This window comes from Streptomyces sp. NPDC001406 (assembly GCF_042895285.1).
Classification (GTDB): Bacteria; Actinomycetota; Actinomycetes; order Streptomycetales; family Streptomycetaceae; genus Streptomyces.
The window spans coordinates 274,983-299,949 of the sequence record NZ_JBIAWG010000013.1 but is presented as its reverse complement, the minus strand read 5'-3'; the positions used below and the strand labels follow the sequence as shown (position 1 = coordinate 299,949).

22 protein-coding genes and 1 pseudogene are annotated in these 24,967 nt (G+C 70.5%); 11 read left to right on the top strand and 12 right to left on the bottom strand.

Annotated features, from left to right (window positions below; translation table 11 throughout):
* A pseudogene (locus ACFY1J_RS30930) lies at positions 1-130 on the top strand (IS5/IS1182 family transposase); the annotation flags it as partial.
* A gap of 243 nt (positions 131-373) precedes the next feature.
* Here the strand turns inward: ACFY1J_RS30930 and ACFY1J_RS30925 are convergent.
* The 6 genes from ACFY1J_RS30925 to ACFY1J_RS30900 form a co-directional block, all read right to left on the bottom strand.
* On the bottom strand, positions 374-4,186 hold the full coding sequence (locus ACFY1J_RS30925; RefSeq protein ID WP_390732348.1) for a hypothetical protein: 3,813 nt from the start codon (positions 4,184-4,186) through the stop codon (positions 374-376).
* Entirely contained in the window at positions 4,173-4,667 is a 495-nt protein-coding gene (locus ACFY1J_RS30920; protein WP_390711814.1) for a hypothetical protein, read from the bottom strand. Before ACFY1J_RS30920 ends, ACFY1J_RS30925 begins: the two co-directional genes overlap by 14 nt.
* A gap of 113 nt (positions 4,668-4,780) precedes the next feature.
* Positions 4,781-5,263, bottom strand: a complete 483-nt coding sequence (locus tag ACFY1J_RS30915; protein WP_390711813.1) for a hypothetical protein — start codon at positions 5,261-5,263, stop codon at positions 4,781-4,783.
* Positions 5,264-5,379: 116 nt separating this feature from the next.
* Positions 5,380-6,120, bottom strand: coding sequence for a VOC family protein (locus ACFY1J_RS30910; RefSeq protein WP_390732347.1), 741 nt, complete (start codon positions 6,118-6,120; stop codon positions 5,380-5,382).
* Positions 6,121-6,184: 64 nt separating this feature from the next.
* On the bottom strand, positions 6,185-7,129 hold the full coding sequence (locus ACFY1J_RS30905) for a M56 family metallopeptidase (protein WP_390711811.1): 945 nt from the start codon (positions 7,127-7,129) through the stop codon (positions 6,185-6,187).
* Between the two features lie 18 nt (positions 7,130-7,147).
* A complete protein-coding gene (locus ACFY1J_RS30900; protein WP_390732346.1) occupies positions 7,148-7,540 on the bottom strand; it encodes a BlaI/MecI/CopY family transcriptional regulator in 393 nt (130 codons plus the stop codon).
* Between the two features lie 128 nt (positions 7,541-7,668).
* Here ACFY1J_RS30900 and ACFY1J_RS30895 point away from each other — a divergent pair, with 128 nt between their 5' ends.
* The 7 genes from ACFY1J_RS30895 (at position 7,669) to ACFY1J_RS30865 (ending at position 15,145) form a co-directional block, all read left to right on the top strand.
* A complete protein-coding gene (locus tag ACFY1J_RS30895) occupies positions 7,669-8,325 on the top strand; it encodes a DedA family protein (RefSeq protein ID WP_390711809.1) in 657 nt (218 codons plus the stop codon).
* Positions 8,322-9,539: a glycosyltransferase family 4 protein gene (locus tag ACFY1J_RS30890; RefSeq protein WP_390711808.1), complete on the top strand. Its 1,218-nt coding sequence runs from the start codon at positions 8,322-8,324 to the stop codon at positions 9,537-9,539. The genes ACFY1J_RS30895 and ACFY1J_RS30890 overlap by 4 nt, the downstream gene beginning before the upstream one ends.
* Before the next feature lie 100 nt (positions 9,540-9,639).
* Positions 9,640-10,476, top strand: coding sequence for an undecaprenyl-diphosphate phosphatase (locus ACFY1J_RS30885; protein ID WP_390711807.1), 837 nt, complete (start codon positions 9,640-9,642; stop codon positions 10,474-10,476).
* Positions 10,473-11,954, top strand: coding sequence for a glycosyltransferase family 39 protein (locus tag ACFY1J_RS30880; RefSeq protein ID WP_390711806.1), 1,482 nt, complete (start codon positions 10,473-10,475; stop codon positions 11,952-11,954). Before ACFY1J_RS30885 ends, ACFY1J_RS30880 begins: the two co-directional genes overlap by 4 nt.
* A 113-nt stretch (positions 11,955-12,067) precedes the next feature.
* The gene (locus tag ACFY1J_RS30875; protein ID WP_390732345.1) at positions 12,068-12,784 is read left to right on the top strand and encodes a response regulator; all 717 of its coding nucleotides are present in this window, start codon (positions 12,068-12,070) and stop codon (positions 12,782-12,784) included.
* A complete protein-coding gene (locus ACFY1J_RS30870) occupies positions 12,784-13,938 on the top strand; it encodes a sensor histidine kinase (protein ID WP_390711804.1) in 1,155 nt (384 codons plus the stop codon). The genes ACFY1J_RS30875 and ACFY1J_RS30870 overlap by 1 nt, the downstream gene beginning before the upstream one ends.
* Positions 13,939-14,161: 223 nt before the next feature.
* Positions 14,162-15,145, top strand: a complete 984-nt coding sequence (locus ACFY1J_RS30865) for a beta-propeller fold lactonase family protein (protein ID WP_390711803.1) — start codon at positions 14,162-14,164, stop codon at positions 15,143-15,145.
* Between the two features lie 97 nt (positions 15,146-15,242).
* Here the strand turns inward: ACFY1J_RS30865 and ACFY1J_RS30860 are convergent, their stop codons facing one another.
* The 4 genes from ACFY1J_RS30860 to ACFY1J_RS30845 form a co-directional block, all read right to left on the bottom strand.
* Entirely contained in the window at positions 15,243-15,599 is a 357-nt protein-coding gene (locus tag ACFY1J_RS30860) for a hypothetical protein (RefSeq protein ID WP_390732344.1), read from the bottom strand.
* Positions 15,600-15,694: 95 nt separating this feature from the next.
* Positions 15,695-15,880, bottom strand: a complete 186-nt coding sequence (locus ACFY1J_RS30855) for a hypothetical protein (RefSeq protein WP_390732343.1) — start codon at positions 15,878-15,880, stop codon at positions 15,695-15,697.
* Entirely contained in the window at positions 15,865-16,611 is a 747-nt protein-coding gene (locus ACFY1J_RS30850) for a M56 family metallopeptidase (RefSeq protein WP_390732352.1), read from the bottom strand. The genes ACFY1J_RS30855 and ACFY1J_RS30850 overlap by 16 nt, the downstream gene beginning before the upstream one ends.
* 22 nt (positions 16,612-16,633) lie before the next feature.
* Complete coding sequence (locus ACFY1J_RS30845; protein WP_390711802.1) at positions 16,634-16,963, bottom strand: BlaI/MecI/CopY family transcriptional regulator; 330 nt, start codon at positions 16,961-16,963, stop codon at positions 16,634-16,636.
* Between the two features lie 354 nt (positions 16,964-17,317).
* On the opposite strand from ACFY1J_RS30845, the gene ACFY1J_RS30840 reads away from it, so the two are divergent.
* On the top strand, positions 17,318-17,854 hold the full coding sequence (locus ACFY1J_RS30840) for a hypothetical protein (protein ID WP_390732342.1): 537 nt from the start codon (positions 17,318-17,320) through the stop codon (positions 17,852-17,854).
* 683 nt (positions 17,855-18,537) lie between these two features.
* Here ACFY1J_RS30840 and ACFY1J_RS30835 read toward each other — a convergent pair.
* Entirely contained in the window at positions 18,538-19,455 is a 918-nt protein-coding gene (locus ACFY1J_RS30835) for an aminoglycoside phosphotransferase family protein (RefSeq protein ID WP_390732341.1), read from the bottom strand.
* Positions 19,456-19,619: 164 nt separating this feature from the next.
* On the opposite strand from ACFY1J_RS30835, the gene ACFY1J_RS30830 reads away from it, so the two are divergent.
* Together ACFY1J_RS30830 and ACFY1J_RS30825 are read left to right on the top strand one after the other, a co-directional pair.
* Positions 19,620-21,071 carry an amidase gene (locus ACFY1J_RS30830; RefSeq protein ID WP_390732340.1) on the top strand — a complete coding sequence of 484 codons (1,452 nt, stop codon included), beginning with the start codon at positions 19,620-19,622 and terminating at the stop codon, positions 21,069-21,071.
* Positions 21,072-21,344: 273 nt separating this feature from the next.
* Positions 21,345-23,507, top strand: a complete 2,163-nt coding sequence (locus ACFY1J_RS30825; protein WP_390711798.1) for a SpoIIE family protein phosphatase — start codon at positions 21,345-21,347, stop codon at positions 23,505-23,507.
* 175 nt (positions 23,508-23,682) lie between these two features.
* On the opposite strand, the gene ACFY1J_RS30820 is transcribed toward ACFY1J_RS30825, so the two are convergent.
* Positions 23,683-24,867, bottom strand: coding sequence for a type III polyketide synthase (locus ACFY1J_RS30820; RefSeq protein WP_390711797.1), 1,185 nt, complete (start codon positions 24,865-24,867; stop codon positions 23,683-23,685).
* Between the last annotated feature and the right edge of the window lie 100 nt (positions 24,868-24,967).

Sequence of the window (24,967 nt, the reverse complement as noted above, 5' to 3'; positions counted from 1 at the left end):
GACCATGGCCTGGCTCGCCGGATGCCGCCGGCTGCACCGCCGCTACGAACGCAAGGCCAGCCACTTCCTGGCCTTCACCAGCATCGCCTGCACCCTCATCTGCTACCGCAGACTCAACCAAATGAGATGACTTCTAAAGACCCTCGCCGGCCCGTTCAGGCGGCCGGCCGAGCAGAGGCGCCGCCCGTCCTGGCTGGACGGGCGGTGCCTGCGCTGCTTCCGGGGTCAGGCCCGCGTACGGCGGCGGCACAGGGCCACGACGCCCAGTGCCCCGGCTCCGGCCAGCCCGCGGCGGCCAGGAGCAGCCCCGCAGGAGGCCTCTCCATACATCGGATCATTGACCGCAATAGCGAGGGAAGGGGAGCGGATGACGCTACGCCCCTGTCGCGCGGACCGTGAATCTGCTCTCGGACTGCGTGTGGACCGTGAACGTGAGGTCGGCGTCCGCGAGGGAGGAAATCCAGTCTGCCGGCGCTGGAAGGGACAGGGTTGCCAACGCTTGTGGCTCGCCCGGCCGAACGGTCAGGGTCCACGCGGTCAACGCACCTGTGGCGTCGGCAGTGAGGGCGAGTGTTCCTTCCTCGTCGATCGCACAGCCGGTGACGTCGCTGCGATGCGCCTGCCACTGCAGCAGGTCGCCGGGGTCCGGACTGCGCCACACCAGTACGGTGCCGTCGGGTGTGCCGATGATGCCGTGGTGGCCTTCGGAGGACATCGCCATGGTCTCCGGGACGAATTGCTCGTCGAGCGCCAGCAGAGGGCGTCCCGATGTCCAGTTCCAGGACCGCAGACTCTCGGGCCAGACGGCCAGCAGAGTCTGCCCGGCTGCCAGTAGCCGCGGCATTCCCGGCGGTCCGTCCTGAAGGCGTCCGAGGACTGAGCCTGTGTCGATGTCCCAGGTGGTGATCGCGCCGTCCAACTGGACTGCGAGGGCGGTATGGGCGTCGGGAAGCACCATGGCTCGCACCGGCGCGTTGCGGCGGGTGCCTTCGTCCGCGCAGGTGTGCACTGTGTGTTCGCAGTACGAGCCGAGGTCTCTCATGAAGTCGCCGACAGTGAAGGCGGCGAACGAGTCGGGACAGGCGCTGTACCAGTGGCCGTATTCGTGATCGTAGGTGAGCACCCGCTCATGGGTCTCCGTACGCCAGCATGCTTGGCCCCGGTGGAGGATGTCCTTCTCGAACAGGGCGTAGCGCTGCTGCCCGGTGCTGGTGTCCCACACCCGTATCGCGTCTTCGGCGACGCTGATCAGGGATCCGCCGTCCGGAGTGGCTTTGAGCTCGGTTACGCCGACATCACCGAAGTCGATGTTCCGAGCCAGTTCCGTCGTGTTGGTGTCGGTGCCGGGGTCGGGGGCGGGGGCGTCGGAGGCTGGGGTCCCCGCCCGCTGGCCGGCACCTTGGGGATCCAGGCGCCAGACTCTCGCGTCCTGGTCGGCGGACGCGGTGACAGCGCGCAGGCCGTCTTTCGTCACCGCCACCCCGCAAAGCCGACTGTAGCGGCGGGGTGAGGTTTCCAGCACCTCGATGACGGCCTGGCGGTGGATGTCGACGACCGCGAGCCTGCCATCGGCGAAGCCGACCAGCACGTGGTCGTCGTCGGGGGTGATCGCCCATGCGCACAGCTCATGGAACTCGATGTGCTCTCCTCGCCTCGACGTCGTGATGAAGGCCGATCGTTCATATGTGTCGAGGTCCCATGCCTCGACAGTGCCCGCCGTCGATATGGACAGCGCTGTGCGGCCGTCATCGATCAGCCGGAGCGCCGCGAGGCTGAACATGTCCCCCCGCAGCTCGACCACGGGGCGCTTGCGCTGGGGATCCCAGACCCGGATGCAATGGTCGAACGAGCCAGCGGTGATGATCCGTCGGCCGTCCGGATGCAGCAAGCACTCCTCGACTTCCCAACTGTGCGCCGTATACATACCTTCGAGCCGGAACTGCCTGTCTCGGCGCGCGCCCTTCTTGCCCAGCTCCCACAAGGTGACAGTCCCGCCGTTGGTGCCGTGGACCAGACGTCCGCGGTCCCAGTCGACGTCGAGGGCGGTTACGGCTGGATCGGGATCACGGCGGCCCTTCGCGGTCGGCACGCAGTCGTAGAGCACGTCGCCCGTGTGAATGTCCCAGATGCGGATGTGGCCGTCGCTCCAGCCGGTGGTGAGGCGGCCGCGGGACTCGTCCAGGCGCAGGACTCGCGCATGTGCCGGGAGCGCGGGGTCGAACTCGTGCCGCAGCATTCCGCTTGCTATGTCCCAGAGCCGAACGGCGTCCTCGTCCGCAGCCGTAACCGCGAAGCGGTTGCCTGCCGTCACGTGCCAGGGAACGCCGCGGTGCTCCAAGGCGGACAACTGACGACCGGTCAGCAGGTCCCAGACGCGGGCGGTGCGGTCCCACGACGTGGTGATCGCGTGGCGGCTGTCATCCGTCACCGCCACCGCGGTGAGATCCTCGGTGTGTCCGACCAGGGACAGTCGGTACAACGGAGACTCGGAGGTCGTGCCGCCCAGCACCCGCAGCCCACGCCACGCACGTCCGGTGCGAAAGAAGTCGATGGCCTCGACCAGGGCGGTTTCGCCCTGCGCGGCCGCCTCCAACTGGATCTGGGACAAGAACGTGCCGGAGTCCTTGTCGAGTTCCAGCAGCACTCCGAGCTGCCTCGACAGCACCGACTGAAGCGGGTCGAGGGTTCGGGACAACTCGGGCGTGACACGCGCTGCCTGTTCCACGGCCACCAACAGGCTTTCGACCCCGTGCCGTGCCGCCATGGCCACCAGATACGCAGGATCCTGCAAGGTGTCCACCAGCAGACGCACCAGATCGTCGCGTGCGCGCCCGGCGCTCTGCAGGGCGATGGCCTCCACCATGTGCTCCACCGCATGCCGCAGCGTCAGTGCGTCGCACTCCTCCCATCGGCGCACCCACGGTCGGACCAGCCCTTCCACGAGGTCGACGCCGGCTTCCGCCGCGTAGAGGTCCTGATCGGTGTTGGTGAGCAGATACGTGGTGAACGAGGCATGGAACGGGCGGAACGGCCCGTGGGGGAAGGCACCTTGCAGATAGCGCGCGCAGACGCGCAGCGTGTCGTCGACTGTGGACACCCGCAGATCCGTGGCACGGGCAATCTGTTCGCGCGTCAGTCCCTCGCCGCGACCGAGGGTGAGTGCGGCCAGTACCGGTCGCATCTGCTCCGACCACCGGGCGGGGCCGCGGTTCCGTTCGCGTTGCAGGAAGCCCGCATAGATGTGGGCGAGGTCGGCGGGCAGAGTCTCGTGTCCGGCTCGGTCGGCCGGTATGCGTCCGCTGAGGATGTCGTCGATGACGTACCGGGCGTAGAGGAAGTTTCCTCCGTCCACGCGGGCAATGCGCTGCGCCAGGTCCTCGGCCTGCGCGACTCGGCCGGTGAGCCGCGCCCGCGTGTAGTCGTACACATCGCTGCTGTCCTCGGGTTCGTCGGTGACGAGGTCGAAGCGGCGGACAGCACCCAGTTCCTGTTCGACCCGGCCGCGGCTGCTGGTGAGGATCATGCGCAGCCCCGGTACCGGATCCTCCGCCTCCACACCCAGCAGCGCACCCAGCGACATCACACCCAGGGAACTCGCCGCTGCCTCGGCCTCGTTCAGAGCGTCGACGAGGAGAACCACTCGCCGGCCGTGCTGTTCGTACAGCCGCGTCAGCGGCCGACGGATGATCTCGTCGTAGGCCCGGCGTGGGTTGCGGTCACCGAAGTTGATGACCACCGCCTGGACCGACACGACCGCTCCGGGAAGCGCCCGCACCTGCTGGCGCACGGAGATGTCGCCCGTACTGCGGCCCGCTTCCGTCAGCAACTGCGCACCGTAGCCAGGGACGTTCTCCGCCAGTTGCTCACCCAGACGTTCCAACACCCGCACCGGGTCGACCGAGGCGAAGGTGCGCTGGTCACAGAAGTTGGCCGCATCGATTCGGCAGTCTGTCCGGTTGACTCCGTCAACCGGAACGGCCCCCGCCGAAACCTGCAGGAGGCGCTCGGCCAGGGCCGTCTTGCCGCAGCCCGGCCCAGCCGTGATCAACAACAGGGGCGAGGCGGACGTACGCAGCCAGGCCGCGATCTTGCGCATCGCCCAGCCGCGGCCGGTGAAGTCGGCCGAACGCGCGACGACGTCCGACGGCATCGGACCGCCGGGCCCGACCGGTTCACGCGTCGGCATCGTCCACGCCGATGATCTCCGCGTGGCCGTCCGTGCTCCCGATGTTCTGGTCGACGCTCACGTCAGCGTTTCCCGTGCGCCTGGCTCCGACCACCCGACCCGCGCTCAAACGCCGCACGATCTGCTTCACCCTGACACGGCGCGGGCGATTCGAACCCGGCGGTGCGGAGCGCACCCACTCCAGCGCGGCCCAAACGGCGACCATCACACCCAGCGCGACGACAAGCGCCACATTGACATGACTGGTGAGAATGTTGGTCACTACACCGACGCCGACGGCGAGCACCACACACGCGGCGGCCTGAGCGCCTCGATGCATCGCGCCTCCTCCTCCGCCGCACGTGTCCGCGACACCCCGAACCCAGCCATGAGAACTGTCCTTCAAGTACGGATTTTTCGCCAGCCCTTCGGCCATGCCGAGGCTCGGAGAATCGGCACGCGGGCACTCTCCGGTTCTGGTCCGCCGGATCACCCGCTTCATGCCTCATGGGCACGGTGGTCGGCACAGCGTGACCGACCGTGTCCCGGGACTGCGCGTTCGGCACAGAGATCTACCGCCGCCGCACTGGCTGCGCCGGTGAGGATCGCCTGCCCCTACTCCAGCAGGCGTTCGGCGTCCTCCGGGACCCATGGGAAGGGCACGTCGGGCCAGCGGGTGGCAGCCCACGCGTCGAGATCGACGTCGAGAACGGCATCGATGAAAACCTGAGGCGGCCGGTAGCCGTGAACGGTGATGTAGTGCGTGATCAGGAACGGGGCGGCGTAGGCGATGCCGATCTCGCCCGGGATCCGTATCTCCCCGTTCCCTTCCAGGGCCTCCCCTGCCTCAGGACACAGGTCGCACTCATGGACGCCGAGGCAGACGTTCATCCGCTGGACCTGCTGGACGGCCTGCAGCTTCTCCACGAAGCCCGTGGGAACAAGCCCTGTCGAGTACGGCTTGCCGACTTCCAGCCATCCGACGTTCAGGCGCATGTACTCAGGGCGGTACCAAAGCTCGTAGAACGACCCCCTGTCCCCGAACGTGTCCTCGTCCTGGTAGGTGTACTCGCTGAGATCTTCGTAGAACACCCGCACATCATCGCCTCACGCTGCGTGAACTGCTTCCGGCTGAGCCTCGGCAGCGACGCCGGCCCCTGCCTGCCGCCGGAATCGACAAAGACTCCGCAGCCCGACCCACCCGGGGTCGTGGCTCATGAGCCGGCGAGGACGCAGAACTCGTGGCCCTCCGGGTCGGCCAGGCACGTCCAGGGGACGTCGCCCTGGCCGAGGTCGAGGTCGGTGGCGCCGAGGGCCCGCAGCCGGGCCACCTCCGCTGCTTTGTCGTCACCGGGGTACGGCAGCAGGTCAAGATGGACGCGGTCCGGCACGGTCTTCACGCCCGGCGTGCGGAGGAACTCGAGATATGGGCCGACACCCTTGGCGGAGCGCAGCACCGCTTGATCGTCGGTCACCTCGTGCAGGGTCCAGTCCATCGCCTCACCCCAGAACCGGGCCATGGCCCGCGGATCGACGCAGTCGACCACCACCGCGGCGATCGGCCCGGTGTCCCGGTAGACCTCCCGAGGCTCCAGCACGCAGAACTCGTTGCCCTCCGGGTCGGCCAGGACCGTCCACGGCACGTCGCCCTGGCCCACGTGGGCGGGCGTCGCACCGAGAGCCGTCAGGCGCGCGACCAGGTCCGCCTGATGGGCGGCAGAGGTGGTGGCGAGGTCGAGGTGCACACGGTTCTTTGTTGTTGTCTTGGGTTCCGGGACGGGAACGATGTCGATGCCGACGGCGACGGGGTCCGGCCAGACGAGGCCGCCGGCGGGTCCGACGTAGGTGGTCACGCCCGGACTGTAGGCACTCCAGCCGAGCGCCTGGGCCCAGAACCGGCCGACGGCCGATGGATCAAGAGCCTTGATGTTCACCATCACAGGTCGCAGTGCCATACCGGCGATCCTATGCACCCGCTCTGCAACGACACCCGTGGCTGCAATCCGACGCGTTGAGAAGTCACGACCAGGCACCGATGGTCCGCAGCAGCAGGTGGAAATCGTGGGCGGCCTCCGCGGTGGAGAGCGTCGCGGCGGTCAGGACGACTGCGGTCGCCGCGGTGAGGGCCGGATGACGCCCCAGCGGCGGCGCGAGAAGTGCGGCGACGCGGCGGGGCACCGGGCCGGCAGAAGCGAGGGGGCTGCGGCGGCCGAGGATGCCGAGGGCGGCACCGGTGGCGCGGGCGCGCGCCGGGGCGCGGTGGGCGGCGAGGGCCGCCTTGCCGACGGTACGGGCGACGCGGGTGCGATCACCGGTGGCGGTGGCCGCGTTCTCGTCGGCCCAGCGCTCGATGGTGTACGTGGCGGCGGTGGCGAGAGGGCGCAGCAGCGGGTTGGCGGCGGCGCCGAGCTGGGTGAGGGCGACGAAGGCGTAGTGGTGGGCGGTGAGGTGCGCGCGTTCGTGGGCGAGCAGGACGTCGTGCTCGGACTCGTCCAGGGTGTGCAGCATGCCGGTGGATACGACGACCCGGCCGGGCAGCCCGGGGACGGCGAAGGCGTCGGGGGTGTCGTCGTCGACGACGACCAGGCCGTCGCGTGCGGGCATGCAGGCGGCCTCCCATGCGGCGGTGGCCAGTGAGCGGGCGCGTCGCCACAGCATCCGGGCGGCCATGAGCACGGCGCCGCCGAGCAGCAGGCCGGCCATCAGCGAAACGGACAGTTCGGCGGGGTCGTCGTGCCGTGCCGTCTGTGCCGACCAATGCCCCAGAGCCGCAAGTTGCGGGATGCGGACCAGGCCGGCCACGGCGAGCAGGCCCAGGGAGATGGTGGTCGCCGCGCCCAGGACCAGGGCCGAGGCGGCGAGCAGCCAGGTGGCAAGGCGGGGCTCGCAGCGTTCGGCCAGCGGGCGGGCCCCGAGCGGGGCGATGAGCGAGAGCAGCAGCGGCAGATAGACGGCGACGTGCATCCGAGCGACCCCTTCCTGTTAGTACTGTCCGGGGCGCTGGTCGGGGCCGAGCAACTGGCGCAGCAGGTCGGCGTCCGTGTCGGACAGCCCGTCGGCGAAGCGGGCGAGGACCGCCTCGCGGTCGGGACGTTCCTCGAGAACGGTGCGCATACGGCGGGCGGCGAAGCCGGCGTCGTCGGTGACGGGGGCGTAGGCGTACGCCCTGCCGCGCGGGGTGCGGGTCAGCAGGCCCTTGGTGTGCATGCGGGTCAGGATCGTCACCACGCTGCTGTACGTCAGCTCGCCCCCGAGCCGCTCGGCGACCTCTCCGGGAGTCAGCGCTGCCTCGGCTAGCTGGAGCAGGTCGAGGATTTCCGCCTCGCGGGCACCGTTGGCCCGTTTCGGGCCGCGTCCGTGTGTGTCGGCTCCCATGGGGTTTGTCGTTCTCCCGCTCATCTTCTACAGTCGTGTAGAACTTCTACGGCCGTGTAAATGCTGCCGTGGTCCGAGTGTGCCATGCGTCCGTGCCCGAGGACAGCACAGGCCGGAAAGGATCCCAGGTGCCGCAAGCCCTCAATCCGCTGGATGCCACCTCACTGCTCACGGCACTCGGCACTGCGGGCGTCTTCCTGGTGCTGTTCGCCGAGACCGGCCTGCTGATCGGTTTCTTCCTGCCCGGCGACTCGCTGCTGTTCACGGCCGGTCTGCTGTGCGCGACCACGCAGAACGGTGTGCATCTCTCGCTGCCCGCCGTGCTGGCCGCCGCGGTGGCCGGGGCGCTGCTCGGTGCCCAGGTCGGTCATCTGCTCGGCCGCCGCGCCGGCCGGGCGTTCGTGGCCCGCACCCGCAACCCTCACCTGGCGAACGGTGTGACGCGGGCCGAGGAGCTGTTGTCCCGGTACGGCCACGGCAAGGCGATCGTGCTGGCCCGGTTCATCCCGGTGGTGCGCACCGTGCTCAACCCGCTCGCCGGGATCGTGGGCGTGCCCACCCGCACCTTCGCGCTGTGGCAGGTCACCGGCGGACTGGTGTGGACGCTGGGTCTGGCGCTGGGCGGATACGCCCTCGGGTCGAGCATCCCGAATGTCGACCGCTATCTGCTGCCCCTGGTCGGGGTGATCGTCGGCGTCTCTCTGCTGCCGTTGGCCCTGGAAATCGTCAGGTCCCGCCGTCGTACCCGCACCGTCGTGGAGCCGACCCCGGGGAGCTCCGAGTGAAGATCACCTTCCTGATCCACAACGTGTACGGGATCGGCGGCACCATCCGCACCACACTCAATCTCGCCGCCGCGCTCGCCGACCGGCACGAGGTGACCGTCGTCTCGATGCTGCGTCACCGCACCCGTCCGCGGTTCGCCGTCGATCCGCGGGTGACGGTGGTGCCCCTTGTCGACATACGCGACAACAGCGCCGACACGGCGGACCCGCTGCTGCACCGGCCGGCCGAGGTCTTCCCCACCGCCGAGAAGCGGTACGGGCAGTACAGCCGCCTGACCGACCAGCGAGCCGAGCAGTACGTGCGGGCCTGTGACGCGGACGTGATCATCGGCACCCGGCCGGGTGTCAACGTGTACCTGGCCCGATTCGCCCCGCCCCACGCCCTGCGCATCGCCCAGGAACACCTCACCCACGACAGCCACAGCACGAAGCTGCGCGCCCAACTCGCCCGCCCCTACCGGCGCCTGGACGCCGTGGTCACCACGACCGAGGCGGATGCCGCCGTCTACCGGGCGAAGATGCGCCTGCCGGGGGTCAGGGTCCTGGCGATCCCGAACGGTGTGCCCGACCTCGGCCTTCCGGCCGCGGACAGCAGTGCCAAGGTCATCGCCGCGGCCGGACGTCTGGCCCGCGGCAAGCGGTTCGACCTGCTCATCGAGGCGTTCGCCGAGGTCGCCGCCGAGCACCCGGACTGGACGCTGCGCATCTACGGCGCCGGAACCGACAAGAGCCGCCTGCAACAACTCATCGACGACCATGAGCTGGGCGGCCGGGCAGTGCTGATGGGCGTGGCCTCGCCCATCGAGGCCGAGTTCGCCAAGGCATCCATCGTCGCCTCCGCCTCCGATGCCGAGTCCTTCGGCATGACCCTGGTCGAGGCCATGCGGTGCGGCGCCCCGGTCGTCGCCACCGACTGCCCCCTGGGCCCCGCCGAGATCATCCACGACGGCGTCGACGGCCGACTCGTCCCCGTGGGCGACCGGCAGGCACTGGCCACCGCGCTGCTCGACCTGATCGCCGACGAGCCCGACCGCCGCCGCATGGGCCGAGCCGCCCGGCGCGCAGCTCACCGCTTCGACCCCGCGCGGATCGCCCGGCTCTACGAGGACCTGTTCGCCGACCTCGCCGCCACCCGCGCCTCCCGCGGCCGGCAACGCACCAGGGCCAATTGGCGCGGCCGGGCAGGCCGGGCCCTGCGCAAACTGCGCCGCTGACGCCGCACCCGCACCCGCACCCGCACCCACCACAGCTCCGCCGCTGTACCGACCACCGACACCTCTACCCCGCCCACCACAGAAACAGAAAAGGACCCCGATGAGTGCCATCAGCCTCGGTCAGGCCGTCGTCCTCGGCATGGTCGAGGGGGTGACCGAGTTCCTGCCCGTCTCCTCCACCGGCCATCTGAAGATCACCGAGGGGCTGATGGGCATCCCGGTCGACGACACCTCCGTGGTCGGCTTCACCGCCGTCATCCAGGTCGGCGCGATCGCCGCCGTTCTCTTCTACTTCTTCAAGGACATCGTGCGGATCGTCTCCGCATGGGGCCGCGGCATCGTCCACCGCGAGGAGCGGTATCACCACGACTACAAGTTCGCCTGGTGGGTCATCTACGCCACGATCCCGATCGTGGCCGTCGGCCTGGTGGCCAAGCCTCTCATCGAGGGCGCGCTGGCCTCGCTGTGGGTGGTCGCGGGTTCGCTGATCGTCGGGTCGGGTGTGATGTGGGCGGCCGACCAGATGGGCCGGCACAAGCGCGGCGAGGACGACACCACACTGAAGGACGCGATGCTGGTGGGCAGTTCGCAGATCCTCGCACTGCTCTTTCCCGGCTTCTCCCGCTCCGGCGCCACGATGTCCACGGCCCTGATCCTGGACCTGGACCGCGTGGCGGCCACCCGTCTGTCGTTCTTCCTCGGCATTCCGGCTCTGACCGGCGCGGGCCTGTACGAGCTGAAGGACGCCGTGGGCGCGGGGGTCGGTGTCGCGCCGCTGGCCGTGGGCACCGCCGTGTCCTTCGTGGTGGCGTACGGCTCGATCGCCTGGTTGCTGAAGTTCGTGGCGAAGCACTCCTTCAACGCGTTCGTGGTCTACCGGATCGTGGTCGGGGTGGCGCTGCTGGGCCTGCTGGCCACCGGTGCGCTGAGCGCATGACCCCGTCGGCCGCCGCCACGCCGCCCCCGACGGCCCGGTTCCGGTCCCCGGGCGGCGTCCCGTGGCTGGCGCTTGTGGCGCTCGCCTACGCAGGGGTGCAGCTCGCGCTCGTCGTCCCACACGTGGGGCTCGGCTGGGACGAGACGGTGTACGTCTCCCAGGTCGACCCGCGCCACCCGGCCGCGTACTTCAGCGCACCTCGCTCGCGAGGCATCAGCTTCCTGGCCGCACCTGTGCTCGCCGTCACCGGATCCACCACCGCGCTCCGTATCGTGCTGGCGCTGCTGTCCGCCGCCGCCCTCTACGCCGCCTACCGCACCTGGCGGCCGTTGCTCGGCCCGGGCCGGACCGCCCTGGCGGCGCTGCTGTTCGCCGGCCTGTGGACCACCGCGTTGTACGGGCCGCTGGCCATGCCCAATCTGTGGGTGGCCCTGTCGGCGGTGGCGGCGGTCGGCTGGTTCCTGCGTGCCGCACCGACCGGGGCACGACGGCGGGCACTGCCCGGCCTGGGCGCCACGGTCGCGGCCGCCACTTTGTTCCGCTTCTCCGACGGCATCTGGCTCGCCCTGCCGCTCCTCGCCGCGTGTGCGGTCGTCCCGGCCTGGCGGCGTCCGCCACCCGCGCTCGCGGTGGTCGGCGGGCTCGTCGTCGGCGGGACGGAATGGGTTGCCGAGGCATACGTCCGCTGGGGCGGCGTCGGCGCCCGGCTGCACGCGGCCAGCGGCACGGAGGGCGGTATGCGGATGCAGTGGGCGGGCGGCCTGGCCTGGCGCAGCCTCAACGGCCCCTTGCTGTGCCGCCCCTGCCACGTCCCGCTCACCCGGCCCGAACTCACCCTGTGGTGGCTCGCCCTGCCCGCCCTCGCCCTCACCGCCTGCGTCGTCGCCCAGCGTACGGGCCGCCCGGCAGTCACTCTGCTGCCCGTCGCCTGCGCCGCCGCGCTGAGCGTCCCCTATCTCCTGCTCATCGGCTACTCCGCCCCGCGCTTCCTGCTGCCCACCTACGCCCTGCTCTCCCTCCCGCTCGCCACGCTCGGCGCACACGCCGTGGAAGCCCTCCACCGACCCCGCACCCGTACCCTCGCCACAGGCCTGCTCGGTGGGCTCCTCGCCCTGCACCTGTCGGCCCAGTTCGCGATCCTGCATCACCAGGCGGCCGACGCCCGCGTCCTCTCCGACCGGTACCGTGCCGCCGCCCACGACCTGCGCCGGCTCGGCCTCACCGCGCCCTGCCTGGTCAGCGGCAAACACGCCCCGCCCATCGGCTATTACGCCGACTGCGCCTCGGCCAACGTCCGCGGCAACAACCGCAACACCACCGTGCGTGCCCTGGTGCACCGCGCCGAGCGCGTACCCACCGCCGCTCTGGTCAGGAGAGGATCCCGCCCGCCCCACTACGCCCGCGGCTGGACGGCCCAGCCCCTGCCAGGAACCGGTCTCACCGCCTACGTTCACCCGACCGTACGAGGCCCGGTGTAACGCCCGCTGCATTCCAAGAGGGCCGTTCGGCCCACGGTCAAGGCCCTTGGTGCCCATGCGCGATTTCCCTTGCGCGAGGAAACGTGGAGGTCTCCGGAGGAGGAAGGACCCAGATGACCGACGGCCCTGTAGCAGCGGGCACCCGGCGGGCCCTGGTGGTCGACGACGAGGTGGAGCTGGGCCGCTTGGTCGGCGACTACCTGTCCCGCGAAGGGTTCGCCGTGGACGTCGTACCCACCGGTGCGGACGCCCTGGCGTCGGCCCGGTCCACAGAACCCGACGTCGTGGTGCTCGACCTGATGATGCCGGGCATCGACGGGGTGGAGGTGTGCCGGCAGCTGCGCACCTTCACGGACGCATACGTGATCATGCTGACCGCCCGTGCGGACGAGGTCGACAAGCTCGTGGGCCTGTCCGTGGGCGCCGACGACTACGTGACCAAGCCGTTCAGCCCCAGGGAACTGGTCGCCCGGGTCAAGGCGATGCTGCGCCGGCCGCGGGGCGGGCAGCCGATGCCGGGGCAGGAGCCGGTTCGCCGCTTCGGCGACCTGGCCGTCGATCCGGAGGCGCGGGAGGTCACCCTCGGCGGCCGTCCGGTGGAGTTGACCCGGCTGGAGTTCGACCTGCTGGAGGCGCTGTCGTCCCGCCCGCGTCTGGCGTTCAGCCGACGGCAGCTGATCGACCGGGTCTGGGGACCGGAGTGGGGTGGTGACGAGCACATCGTGGACGTCCACGTCGCGCGACTGCGCCGCAAGCTCGGAGACGACCCGGCCGTCTCACGCTTCGTGCACACCGTGCGCGGGGTGGGCTATCGGATGGGCACCGGCTGATGACCTGGGGCCCCGGCCTCACGGCACGGCTGGTGATGGCTCAGTTGCTCGTGGTGCTCGTCGGCCTGGCCACTCTGTCCGCCGTGGCCTTCGCCGTCGGCCCGCCCTTGCTCAGGCGCCACCTGCGCAGCGCGATGGGGGCGGTGTCCCCCCAGCTGTCCCGGCATCTGCAGGATGCGTTCCTGGCTGCGGGCGGCATCGCTCTCGGCATCGGCATCGCGGCGTTCCTGGCCGCTGCCGTCGCCGCTGCCGTACTCATCACTCGACGGCTGTCCCGTCCCATCCATGAGCTGGCCGATGCGGCTGACCGCGTCACCGCCGGCGACTACACGGCGCGCCTGGGACCGACGCTCCTCGGCCCTGAGTTTGAGACTCTCACCAGCGCCTTCAACACCATGGCCGACGCCCTGGAGAACACCGAGCGCACCCGGCGCCGACTGCTCGGCGATGTCGCCCACGAACTGCGCACCCCGCTCGCGACCATCGAGGCGTATCTGGAGGGCCTCGCCGACGGGGTGCGCATGCTCGACGAGCACACCCTGGATGTCCTTGGCGCGCAGGCCACCAGGCTGCACCGGCTGGTCGAGGACATCTCGCTGGTTTCCCGCGCCGAGGAACACCGGCTCAGCCTGGCCCGGGCCACCCTCCCGGTGGCCCGGCCGGCCGACGCAGCCGCGACCGCGGTCAGCACCGGCTTCCAGGCCAAGGGCGTGGACCTGCGTGTCACGGTCACCCCCGGCACACCTCCGGTCGACGCGGACCGGGACCGGCTGGTCCAGGTGCTGGTCAACCTGCTGACCAACGCCCTACGTCACACCCCGGCGGGCGGGAGGGTCACCCTCACCGCCGTGCCCGCCGACGGGGGCGTCGTGATCAGCGTCGCCGACACCGGTGAGGGCATCGCTCCGGAACACCTGCCACACGTCTTTGAACGCTTCTACCGGGCCGACACGGCCCGCGACCGGGAGCACGGCGGCACGGGCATCGGCCTGGCCATCGCCCGTGCACTCGTCCACGCGCACGGCGGCAGCATCACCGCGAGCAGCGACGGACCGGGCAAGGGGGCCGTGTTCCGTATCGGCCTTCCAGCAGCGAGCGATCGCCACGACCTCAGCAATCGCCACGACCTTCAGGGAAGCAACGTCGAAGCTTGACGGGATCGTCATGATTCGCCGGAACCATCGGACCTGGTCGCTCAACACAGTTACGAGAGGTCAGCCCGTGAGGAAATCCCGTGTCTTTCTGACAGCCGCAGCCGTCGGCCTGTCCGCCACCGCTGTCCTCCTGGTACTCCCGGATCAGCCGCAGAAGCCCGGCCGAACACCATCTGCCGAACTGGCTGCCGCGCACCGGGGGATGGTGACCGGAACCGTTTGGGTGGCCAACGAGGAAGGGGCCAGTCTGACCGCGATCGACGCCTCGACGAACCGGGTGACCGCCACGGTGAAGGGAATCGCCGGTCCCCACAATGTGCAGGCCGCCCCGGACGGGCGGACCGTATGGGCGGTCAGCGAACCGGCGAACCTGGTGGTGAAGCTGGATGGCTCCCGCTACTCGCTCCTCGGCACGGCCGCGACCGGAGACATGCCCGCCCACGTCATCCTCGGCACGAACGGCAAACAGGCCTATGTGTCCAACGCCGGAGACGGCTCGGTCTCCGTCTTCGACGCCAAGTCACTGACCCGCGGCGGAGGGATCACCGTGGACAAGGGCCCGCACGGGATGCGACCCAGTCCCGACGGGCGGTGGGTGTACACCGCGAACATGGTCGCCGGCACCGTCAGCGTGCTCGACACCGCCAAGGACCGCCAGGTGGCAAGCATCCCGGTGGGAGCCTCCCCGGTACAGGTTGCCTTCCAACCGGACGGCCGGTACGCCTACGTCACACTCGGAGGCGAGAACGCGGTCGCGAAGATCGATGTCGCCAAGCGCACGGTCGTGGCCAAGATTCCCTCCGGCCCGCATCCCGCCCAGATCTACGCGAGCCCTGACGGCCGCTATCTCCTGGCCGCCAATCAAGGCACGGAGGCGCAACCGGGCAAGACGGTCTCGATCATCGACACGGCGACGTTCACCGTGGTGGCCAGGCCGACCGTGGGCAAGGGCCCGCACGGCATCACCATCGACGCAACCAGCAGGCATGCCTTCATCACCAACGTCTACGAAGACGACGTAGCCGTGCTGGACCTCGCTGCGCTCAAGGTGGTCGCCCGCATTCCGGTCGGTGACGCCCCCAACGGCATCTCCTTCACATCGCGAGCCCCGGTCGTGCCCGAAAACCCGGAGACCACGGTGTCTCTGCCGCATGCCGCCATGTCGGAGGACGAGTCGTCCCACGGGGGCATGGACCACCAACACTGAGACCGCCCGGCCGGTGCGGTGAGCCCTTCCTGATCTCGACCCATAAAGCCCGAGGGGCGCGGGAGGCACGCTCAGTTGTGCCTGTTGAGGCCGGCGGTCAGACGAGCCGCAGTCGACGGTCGGGGATCCCGTGCTCGTGGAGGGGCCCGACCTGCCAGCCGCGTGCCTGGCAGGCGTCGAGGATGCGGGGCACCGCGCGGAGGGTGGTGCGCCAGGAGCCGGTGGCGGAGGTGCAGTCGGAGTCGTGGAGCAGGATGGTGCCGCCGCCGCGCAGGTCGCGTAGGACGGTGTCGTGGACCGAGTGGGAAGTGGCACGCTTGCGCCAGTTCTCGCCCCAGCAGGTCCACAGCACCGGGGTCAACCCGAGGCGGCGGCAGGCCAGATGGGCCACGGTGGTCATCACCCCGTACGGGGGCCGGAACAGCGCGGGTAGCTGTCCGGTGACGTCGGCCACCGCGTCGCGGGCACGGGCAAGGTCGAACCACGATCCCCCAGCGCGACCGCGCCCATCCCCCGGCGGAGGCGTATCCCGATGTCACGCCGGTCAGGTCACCGCGCATGCAGGCCGGCACCGGCCGCATGGGCGTGCATCGCCGCCTCGAACAAACGCTCCGTGTCGTGCGCCGTCAGGGCCAGGCTCGTGCAGCACGCCGCCACCAGGACTGCGAACGCTGCCATCGCACCGTTGCGGCGGGGCACCGGCGGGGCCAGCAGCGCCTTCACGCGCTGCGGCACCGGGCCTCCCGTGGCGGCCAGCGCCCCCTTGCGGGCCCGGCTCGCCGCCAGAGCCGCCCGCGCGATGGCCCGCGCCACCAGCGGCCGGTCCGCGACCACGGCCCGGCCTCCTCGTCCGCCCACCGCTCCGCCGCGAGCGCCCCGGCCCGCTCCACCGGCCGCAGCAGCGGATTGACCGTCGCCGCCAGATGCAGTACGAGCGAGAACAGATGGTGCCGATTACGCAGGTGCGCGCGCTCGTGTGCGAGCAGGGCCTGTCGCTCCTGCGGGTTCAGCAAGCGCAGCATCCCGCAGGAGACGACCACCCGTTCCGGCAGGCCGAGCACGGCGAACGCCGTGGGCACCGGGTCGTCGACCACGGCCGGGTCACCCCCCGCGGCGATATGGCGGCACTGCCGCCAGGCGTCGACCAGCGCACGTCCCCGCCGCCAGGACGCCACCGTCACACTGACCACCACGACGAGCACAACACCGGCGCACACCGCGGCCGCTCCCCGGCTCACCGGGTCCTCCGCCTTCAGCACACCCACCGACCACGGCCCCTGCGCCGCCACCAGCGGCACCTGCCCGACGGCGGTGAACGCCAGGATCGCCAGCTCCGTCGCCCATGTGCCGGCCGCCACGACCGCCGCGCACACCATCGCCCACGTCCCCGCACGCGGCGGCAGCCTGCGCCCCGCCCAGGGCGCCACGAGTGCCAGCACCGCGCTCACCAGCAGCGGCAGATACATCGGCACCGGCCAGAAAACTGTCCTACCCCCGCTCGGAGCCGTCACCGTGCAGCAGCTGCCCCAGCAGCCGCTCGTCCTCCGGCGACAGGTCCGACACGAACCGCGCCAGCACCGTCGCACGGTCCCCGCCCTCGTCCAGCAGCGAGTGCATCCCCGCCGCCGCGAGCCCCGGCTGGTCGTGCACGGGCACGTACAGGTGGCTGCGCCCCTCCTTCCGCCGGGTCACCAACCCCTTCTCACACAGCCGCGTCAGAATCGTCAGCACCGTGGTGTACGCCGTGTCCCCGCCCAGGTGCTCGTGCACCGCGGCTGCCGTCGCCGGCTCGCCGGCCGCCCACAGGGCCGCCAGCACCTCGCCCTCCAGCTCCCCGCGCGCGGCGCCCGGACTCTTTGCTGCCCGTCACGCGGACACCTCCTTCTGCTCGACCCCACCTCCGCCCCACAGGGCTCTCTCCGGCTACTACGAGACGTAGAAAGATGAAGACCGTCAGATGCGAGGCGGGGCCACGCCGGGTCTGCCGCCGGCCGGGTCAGATCCTGATCACCGCCTCACTCAACCCCTGCGACCAAACAGACACAAGCCTCAAAAACCCCTCGGGTTGCGCCACCCAAAGGCCCTTCGCAGGAATTCACCGATCCCTCGCGTCACCGGCTGACTACTGTACGAACACGCCGCGTTGCCCACGGCCACCCGAGGAGGAATCCTGTGTCATCACCCTGCGACCCCGAGTACGCCCCCGCCGGCGATGTGGGCGCAGCCCTCATGATGATCGACTCTCGGCTCAAAGCCGTCTACGACCACAAGACCCAGACCGACGCCGAACAACAAGCGCTGACCGACCAGTTCGCCGCGTCCCTGGGTCCCGGCGGAATCGATGACATGCTGGACGGCACGTGCACACTCATCTACATGTTCATGCAGTGGCTGCGGATGGCCTACGAGGACCACGGCAAGGACGTCATCGAGTGCGTGGTGCCCAATCTCGTGGCCTCCATGCGCATGATGCCCAGGAGCGTCCGTCCCGAGGCCATCCCCACCATGGCCGGCCTGCTCATCGCTGCAGGCACCGGCCTGAGCCCGAGCCTGTGGCGCAAGCAGTACGGATACTGGACCAAGGACGAGTTGACTCCCCTGGAAGCCACCACCTTCCTCCTAGCGGAGCACATCAACCGACTCACCGACGACCGCGACTTCGCCACCCGTCTGATCACCGAGGCCCTGTCCAGCGCAGACGAAGACTGACGTGCGCGCCCGTGCGCCGTAGAGCCGGCGAAGTTCCACAGGCCGAAGGCCATCACCCCCGAGCCGAAAGACGCACCGGCGAACACGCTCGGCCTTCGTCGCATCATGTTTGCCGTCGACGACGTCGAGGACGTCGAGGACGTCGAGGACGTCGTTGCCCGGCTGCAGGCCCACGGTGCCGAACTCGTCGGCGAGATCGTGCAGTACGAGAACATCTATCGGCCCGGCTACGTCCGCGGTCCCGAGGGCATCGTCGTCGGACTCGCCGAGCAGCTCAGCCGACGGCCACCGAAGGAGCCGTGCACCCACAGGGCAGGCGGACCCCGCCCCGCCCGGGCTGACGCTGCTCGCCGAGGGGCAGAGTGCGCAGGCGGCGGCGCTGTTCGCCGACTCGGGCCTACTTCGGCGACTGATCGTCCGGCACGCTCGCTCAACTTGCCTTTCAACCTCTGGCCTCGAACGTCGCATCGCACGCGCTCACTCGTCCGGAATTCGCCGGGCAGGCGTCGCCAGAGGCGTGAGACGGGCCGCACCTCGTGGTGCCGGCTCCGGGACGCGGTCCGCCTCGACACGCTCGGCCGGATGGGCCCGGACCGGGTCGAGGACGAACTCCCCATCATCGAAGGCACGTTGATCCGCGCCACCCGCCACGACGTCTCGTACCCACTCGCCGGGGTGCTTGATCACTGGTGGACCGATGCCGTGAGGCGTTGCAGTGCGGCGTGGCCGGGTGGGCCCCAGGTGGGCTTGCCTCCGGGGCGGCCGTGAACGCCGGCGTGTCCGATGCGGATGCAGGCGAGGGCGCGCAGCACCGCCCATCCGCGGGCGCGGCGCAGGGTCGCGGCGTCCGGACTTGGCCGATAGGTCTCGTGGAAGCGGTCGACTGCGCCGTCCGGCAACAGGATCCAGGCGGCGGCGAGGTCGCAGGCCGGGTCGCCGGCGAAGAGGTCGCCGAAGTCGATCACGCCGGAGAAGGTGCCGTTCGTGGTCAGGATGTTGGCTGGATGCAGGTCGCCGTGGAGCCAGAGACGTGGGCCCGTCCAGTCCGGCGCGGCGGCGGCATCCTCCCAGACCGCGCGGACGGCGTCCGGGTCGTGAATCAGCCCCAGCTCGGTTGCCGAGGCAAGCCCTTGGGCGAAGCGTTCGGCCGTGTCGGCCAGCGGGCCACCGCGGTCCCGGCCTGACGGCGCCCCGTCGGGGGCGGGGCGGTGAAGGGCGGTCAGGAAGTGGGCCAGGGTGACGGCCGCCTCCGCGGCGCGCGTAGCGGGGGCGCGGTCGGCGGGCTCGCCCGGTACCCAGGTGGTGACGAGCCAGGGCCGGGGAAACCGTTCGGAGGGCTCACCAAGACGCTGCGGGACGGGGATCTGCAGAGGAAGGTGCGGGGCGAGGAGGGGCAGCCAGGCGTGTTCCTTGCGCAGCAGCGCGTCCGCGGACTGTGTCGCCCAGGGCAGCCGGACGGCGAGGTCGTCGCCGAGCCGCCACACTTGATTGTCCCAGCCGAGTGCTCCGAGCTTCAGGGGGCGATCCGCCAGGTCGGGGTGCTGCTCGCGCAGCAGGTCCCGGATCAGGTCTTCGGTGATGTCCATCTCGGTGGCCGTCATGTGGAGCGACGGTAGTCGGGTAGCGGCCTGCACAGCGGATGCCCGTGAACGATTGCCCAGTTGCTCGACGAACCCTCCACCCGAAATTTCCACCAACGGCGCTGAACCCCATTGTGCGAAACGGCATTTCATGACCTGTTCCAGAGGCCGATACGGTCGGATTCATGGAGTGGAGTTTTCCGACGGCCGAAAAGCTCGCGGCTGCGTTACGTGCCGGCGAAGTGACCTCGGCGGAACTGACCGACGAGGCGATCGCCCGTATCGAGCGGGACGACAAGGTGATCAACGCGATCTGTGTGCCGGACTTCGACCGTGCGCGGGCCGCCGCGCGCGCTGCCGACCAGGCGCGCGCCCGCGGCGCGGACCGGCCGCTGCTCGGCATTCCGGTGACGGTCAAAGAGTCCTACAACGTCGCCGGGCTGCCCACGACCTGGGGGATGCCGCTGCACCGGGACTACATGCCGGCCGAGGACGCGGTGCAGGTGTCGCGGCTCAAGGCCGCGGGCGCGGTGGTGCTGGGTAAGACCAATGTGCCCTTGGGGCTGCAGGATATCCAGAGCTTCAACGAGATCTACGGCACCACTAACAATCCGTGGGATCACGATCGCACGCCGGGCGGATCCTCCGGCGGATCAGCGGCGGCCCTGGCGTCCGGATTCGGCGCGCTGTCCATCGGCTCCGACCTCGCCGGTTCGCTGCGCACCCCCGCGCATTTCTGCGGCATCTATGCGCACAAGCCGACACTCGGACTGGCGGCAACCCGCGGCATGGTCGCGCCGCCCGCACCGCCCTTGCCGGTCGACCTCGACCTCGCCGTCGTCGGTCCGATGGCGCGCACTGCCCGCGACCTCACGCTCCTGCTCGACGTCATGGCCGGACCGGACCCGCTGACGCTCGGTGTCGCGCACGATGTGACGCTGCCGCCCGCGCGCCACGAGCGGCTCGGCGACTTCCGGGTCTTGGTCGTCGACGAGCATCCGCTCATTGCGACCGGGTCCGCTGTGCGTGCGGGCGTGGACCGGGTGGCCGACGCGCTTATCGACGGCGGCGCCCGCGTCGAGCGGGACAGTCCGCTGCTGCCCGATCTGACCGAAGCCGCGGTGCTCTACACGCAGTTCCTGTTTTCGGGCTCCGTTGCACGTTTTCCCGTCGAAGCGTACGAGCAGCTGCAGGCCCGCGCCGCCGGACTGAGCGCAGACGACCAGAGTCTCGATGCGGCGCGCCTGCGCGGGATGGTGTTCAGCCACCGCGACTGGATCGAGGCGAACAGCTTTCGCGAGCTCCACCGTCACGGCTGGCGGCAGTTCTTCGCCGAGTTCGATGCCGTGGTGTGTCCGATCACGCCGACTCCCGCGTTCCCGCACGACCACAACCCCAATCCGCTGGAACGCCGGATCGACATCGACGGCGTCGAGTATCCGTACTTCGACCAGCTCGTCTGGGCCGGTCTGGCCACCATGCCCGGTCTGCCCGCCACCGCCGTACCAGCGGGCCGGTCGCCCGAGGGGCTGCCGGTGGGAGTGCAGCTCATAGGTCCTATGTTCGAGGACCGCACCCCGCTGCGGCTGGCCGAACTGCTCGAGCAGAAGATCGGCGGCTTCCCGGCACCGAAGTAGGGCGCACTACTACGAGTCGCCGACCGGCTTCGGCTTCCACGTCGCTGTCATCGACGCGGACGTGCCTGGACCTCACCGGAGCCGCCGGCGCCGGCGCCCCAGCAGTCCTGCCGCGGTCGTCGCATCCTGGCAGGCCACGGCCCCGGCAAGGTGCGCACCGCTCCGCCGGCCACTGCATTCCCCACTGTCCGCGTTCACCGCGTGATCCGCCGATGTGGGCGAAGCGACTCCCGATGTTATTCAATGAGGTGTGCCCGTCAGGGAGAGAGCCGCATGGACTCCACACCCTCCCCTTCGTCCTCTTCGCCGTTCGAGCTGGTCAGCAGCGCTCTGGGGCGCTACATCCCGAGCGGCGGAGCGGCAGCGGCCGCGCGTCCTGCCGACGCGCAGGGCGACCGCACCACCAGCCGACGCGTACCCGACGACGTGGCAGCCAGCCGTCAGGAGCAGATTCTCGGCGCGGTGAACCTGGACAGGGACCTGAGAATCACCCGCTGCAATCTGGACGCCCCCGTATTCGCGGGCCTGGACGCCGTGGTCGGGAGCTCTTTCGTCGATCTCCTGCCTCCCGGGGACATACCGACAGTCACAAGGCGGTTGCGGCAGGTCCTGGAAACCGGTGAGGCGCACGTCGCCCGGATCCAGCGCCTGCGGCGTGGCGACGGGTCGGAGCTGGTGGTCTCGCTGAGCATCCTGCCCGCCGCCGTGCCCCAGGAAGGCCTGACCGTCTCCGTGATCGCCATGGCCAGGCGGCTGCACCTGTACGCCGCCGAGACCGCGATCGGCACCTCGCTGGACATCGGCGAGACCGCGCAGTCGCTGGCGGAGTCCCTGCTGGCCTGGGGAGACGTGGCCGCCGTCGACCTCGACTTCGCCGTGTGGACGGGCGAGGGAGTCACTGAGCGGGCGCAGGGGCGCATCCGGCTACGGCGGGCGGCCCTGGTGCCCGACCGGGCATGGCCCGAGGGCTATGTGACTCCGGGCGACGATCTTCCCAGCGACGCGAGTCGCCTGCTGGCGCAGGCGGTCCAGCGGGACGATGCCCCGCAGGCCATCGTCATACCCGACCGGGAGGCGGTCGAGCGGGTACTCGGCAGTCCGCGAGTGATGCGTGCCCTGGTGCCCGGTGACCGCTCGGCGGGTGTGGCATGCATACCGCTGGTCCTGGACGGCCCGCCGCCCGTCGTACTGGGCGTGGCGGAGGTCTGGCGGCGGGCGGACTCTCCCTTCCGCGACAGCGAGCTGTTCGACCTGCAGGAACTGGTGGCCAGGACCGTCCATCACGTCGACCTGGCCCGTCAGCACCAGCGCGAGCACACACAGGTGCTGGCGTTGCAGCGCCGGCTGCTGCCCCGGGCGGGCGGCGACACCATCGAGATCGCCAGCGTCTACCAGCCCGCCACCCCCGACAGCGCGGGCGTCGGCGGCGACTGGGTGAACAGCTTTCCGCTGCCGGACGGCCGTACCGCGCTGGTGGTCGGTGACGTCGTCGGGCACGGCCTGGGAGCCGCGGCAACCATGGGCCAGCTGAGCATGGAGGCCCGCGCGCTGCTGTCCGCGGGACTGGCGCCCGACGAGGTGCTGCAGCACCTGGACGAGACCGTGACGCTGCTGGACGACTCGGAGTCCGGGCTGGCGGCCGGCTACAGCGCCCTCGGGTCGACCTGCTGCATCGCCCTCTACGACCCGGTCAGCCACGACGTGGCGCTGTCCAGCGCCGGCCATCTCCCCCCGGTCCTGGTGTCCCCGGACGGGCACGCGGGCCCGCTCGCGGTCCGCCCTCATCCCGGGCTGGGCGCCGAGTTCGCGCTGCGGGAGCCGTTCGACGTACACACGTTCGGTGCACCCCCGGGCTCCCTGCTCGCCCTCTACACCGATGGCCTGGTGGAGGATCCGGCCCTGTCGATCGACGAGGGCATCGGCAGGCTGGCGGACGCCGTGTCCGCGGTGCACCCGTGGGACACCCTGCAGCAGGCCGCACGGCGTGTCGTCGCCACGCTGGCGCCCGTGCGTCAACGCGACGACGTGACCCTGCTTCTCGCGCGCATGATCGGCTACCGCAAGGGGGACACCGCGACCTGGCGGCTGCCCGCCCGCTACGACGCACCCGCCCGTGCCCGCGCACAGGTATCCGCGCTGCTGCGGCAATGGCGCACCAAGGACGACACCCTGGACAACGTGCTGCTACTGATCAGCGAGCTGGTCACGAACGCGGTGCGCTTCGCCACCGGTCCGATCACCGTACGGCTGATCAGGGCCGGTCACGGCCTGCTGTGCGAGGTGGGCGACACCGGCAACGGCAGTCCGCGTCTGAACCGGGGCGGCCTCCTCGACGACGGCGGTCGTGGCCTGTACATCGTGCACAGGCTCACCACCCGGTGGGGGGTGCGGTGGACGGACACCGGCAAGGTGGTCTGGGCGGAAGTCGCCAGGTGACGCGGCCGCAGGGCGGGGCGCGGCCGGCGTATGGCACCTGAGGCGCGGCGAGGGTACGGGCGGCGTGCGCGTCCGCCGGAGCCACCGACGGTACGCACGGCGCCCTCAGCTGTACAAGTGTCGTGACCTGTGATGCGGGCGACCGTTTTGCTGGTACGGGCCGCGCGGGCTCGGGCTACATCCACTCCCCCTCCAGGGCCGTGGCGGTAAGGCCCGGTGCCGCCGCGTACAGGACGGCGCGGCTGCCCGACTTCTGCCCGGCGTCGTGCGCCCGCCGCATGATGTCGAACACGGCGGCGCCTCCGCGGTTGCCGCTGGTGTAGCTGTCCCGGCTGTAGTCCAGCAGCCCCGACGGCCATGTGTCGGGCATCGTCTGCTCCATGTACTCCAGCACCCGGGTCCCGCCGGGGTGCGCGAGCAGCACGTCGGGGTGCCAGGAGTCGGGGTTGTCCTGGTAACGGACGCGCAGCCACTCCCACATCGCGGTGACCGTCTCCTGTACGGCGCGCGGCCCACGCCGGTCCATCACGAAGTGGGTGCCGTCCGACCGCGTCTCCAGGCGGTGCAGGTCGTGGGTGCCGGGCAGGGTGTGGTGCCAGGCGGCGTCCAGCCGCAGCATCGACTCGCGCCTCGGGCGGCCCGTGACCACCGCGGCGACCGCGGTGTCCGCGAACAGCAACCGGACGATCAGGGACTCGAGGGTGTCGTCCGCGGGCTGGTAGGTCGTGCTCAGCGCCTCCGCGATCACGACGAGGACCACCCGGTCGGGGTCCGCGGCCACGAGTTCCGCCGCCAGCGCCAGGGAGCGGGTCCCCGCGATACAGGCCCACTGCGAGGCGGGCAGCAGCATCACATCGTTGCGAAGCTGAAGCTTGTTGGCCAGGGAGATGTCCAGACCCGGCAGCGCCGGGGTGGTGGAGTGACTGGTGATCAGGCAGTCGATGTCCGCGGCGTCCAGCCCGGCGATCTGCAGGGCACCGCGCGCCGCATGCTCCCCGTAGGACTGCACGGCCTCCCAGGCCGGCGCGGTGCGCTCCTGGACGGTCTGCGGCGCGGGTATCGCCTCAAGGGCGGCGATCACGCGGTCCACGTCCTGCTGGCTGAACCCGTCGCGTGCCAGCGCTTCTTGGGCCGGCCCGATGCCGACAGCCTGCAGGCCGTTGCCCTTGCCCGGCGCGACGGCGGTCTCCAGCGGCAGCATCCACCCGCGGGTCTCGATGCCCGTACTGGCCGCGATGCCGTCGATCCGCGGCGCCCACGCCGCGTGCGGGTGCCGGTCGCGCACCTCCGCCACGATCTGGCTGGTCTTCACGGCGTGCTTGCCGTGTATTACGGCAGGAGGACAGAGGTAAGCGGCCATAATGGGGCACCTTTCCGGGGGAACAAGCAGGAATGTCACGAGTGCTGTGTCATGGGTCACTTTGAGACTTCGCGCCCAAGAGGTTGCCGATGGGCTCCAC